Genomic DNA, 1,998 nt, shown 5'->3' on the forward strand with positions numbered 1-1,998 from the left:
TCTGAACTGGAGCAGATGCTCCGGCAGCCGGACTCTCCGGGTGCCCGTCTGCTCAGTGAGCGCGGGTATGCAGTGAAGTCGCGTGTACATGACGGGAAAATTATTTACCAAATGGTGCCCAATTCCAGACTCGCAAAGGACTCTTTGCTGCTGCCACCAGAGTATGATGACGAGGCCCCCGTTGCCGACATGCTAAGTTCCTGTTATCTGTCCTGAACATAGTCAAGGCAGGCACGCTGGCCTGCCGATTGAAGCTCATGACTGAGCTGAGGCACAGGCTACCCCATTCATACCGTTTGCACTCAGCCAGGTTGAAGCGCGGTGCTTAGACTCTGAGGGATTAAAAGTTTCCCAGGTTAGATCATCACTGCCGCATCCACATTTTAGCCTTGCGCCCCGGTATGTAGAGCCTGTGAAATTGGCTGCTTACGATGAATGTGTCAGCAGGTTCCAGGACATCAAAGTAAGTTTGGTGCCAGAAGAATTTATGCTCCTGTGTGTTTACCCAATACTCCTGACCATGTTCACACTTGTTGATACCAACCACCCCGGTAGCGTCAGACTCTCCCCGGCTAAACAGCAGAAAACAGTCACCATGCCCTATTATTTTCATGGGTTGCCCCTGATTGGCCCTGTGGAATTCGAGCATGGCTTTTAAGCTGCCGGACTTGTACGCATCGACCCAGCGATTGTCTCCGCTCTCGTTATGATCGGAGAACACCAGGGGGACTCCACCGTCACGTCCCATGATATAGGCATAGGCCAGCTGCTCATCAGTTTCGTCCATGATCAGGTAACGAAAGCCCTGGTTATTCGGAATATCATGCGTGGTAACAAAAGTAATGGCTCTTTCTGGCTGAAGAGCCTGGCCATAGGCAAGGGGATCAACAAGAAGATTCAGGCTTCCGCCGATTTTGAAAGCATTATACAGGCTACTGAATAGCGGGAAATCGTAAGCGGCAAAGCCTGTACCGTCCAGGTAAGGTTTCAGAAACCTGTCATATTCAGAGTTACCCGCCCCACCACTGGTAATGATCTCTCCAAAAATGTGCATGTCATGCTTGATGTCAGCTGTGATGACCTGGTTTACATGTTCAAGAGGCATATGCTTTGCTGCGTCAATCCTGAAGCCCTTGACTCCCATGTCACGCAAACTGCGAAGATACTCTTGTTGCTGCTCAACAACCCAGCCATTGTTCACCAGGTCCGGCAGACCGGTATCTGGGGGAGCGCCACAAAGCCGCCAGTTTTGAACCTCATAAGTCGAGTTGTAGTTATTGATGCAGTTTGAAGGATTGAAGTCCGAGACAGAGAAGAGGTTCTTGCTCAGGTCGCCAAAAAGCCGCAGGGAGAAGTACTTTGTGGGGCTGGCTGCGTATTGTGCAAGGATTTTTTGCCCGGGAAAATTAAGATCATCCCGTTCATAAGCTTCGTTGGCCATGTGATTCAGGACGATGTCGGCATATACGACCAAACCATACTGTTTAAGGGTATTAAGCATTTGCTTGAAATCATTGGTGTCACCCAAAGGGTTTTCTATCACACGGTAGTCCTGGGGCTGGTAACGAGCCCACCATTGTTCACCAGTGCTTTTCAGTGGAGGGGATACCAGGACCATCTGGTAGCCCAGCTTACTTAGCTCATCAGCTTTTTCGCTGACTTCCGAGTACTTCCAGTTGAAAGCATGAAGAATGACGTTGGCGCTACTCTCTTGAAGAATGAGCAGAGAGAGAAAAAGACAGGCGATGTGACGTATGAATATATACATGATGAAACCAATCTGGCCGAGAGGAATGTTGAAGAATGGAGACAGGCTTAAGGCTAAGGCTCTGAATAGAGCAAAAACCCTATGTGACAGGAAGCATTTTCTACAAGACAATTACTTGATGAAACACCTCCTGATAACGTTTCTGATACTCTTGAGTGACTCTGTAAGGTTTCAACAACTCTTGATTAAAACCGCAACGAGCGCAACATTCGTTGTTATGATCCAAGGCT

Annotated in this window: 2 protein-coding genes; one reads left to right on the top strand and one right to left on the bottom strand. The window is 48.8% G+C overall.

Annotated features, from left to right (window positions below; all coding sequences use genetic code 11):
- On the top strand, nt 1-216 hold a 216-nt coding region (locus KDK15_RS06845), incomplete at its 5' end, for a hypothetical protein (RefSeq protein WP_257294622.1).
- Between the two features lie 148 nt (nt 217-364).
- Here KDK15_RS06845 and KDK15_RS06850 read toward each other — a convergent pair.
- Nucleotides 365-1,768 (bottom strand): alpha-amylase family protein, encoded by a 1,404-nt coding sequence (locus KDK15_RS06850; RefSeq protein ID WP_257294623.1) that lies wholly within the window; start codon nt 1,766-1,768, stop codon nt 365-367.
- Nucleotides 1,769-1,998 lie beyond the last annotated feature (230 nt).

Origin of the sequence: Endozoicomonas sp. YOMI1 (assembly GCF_024606345.1) — a bacterium.
Classification (GTDB): Bacteria; Pseudomonadota; Gammaproteobacteria; order Pseudomonadales; family Endozoicomonadaceae; genus Endozoicomonas.

Bases quoted from the DNA above. Each gene is read 5' to 3' on its own strand.
- KDK15_RS06850 (WP_257294623.1), bottom strand. From the start codon at position 1,768: ATGTATATATTCATACGTCACATCGCCTGTCTTTTTCTCTCTCTGCTC.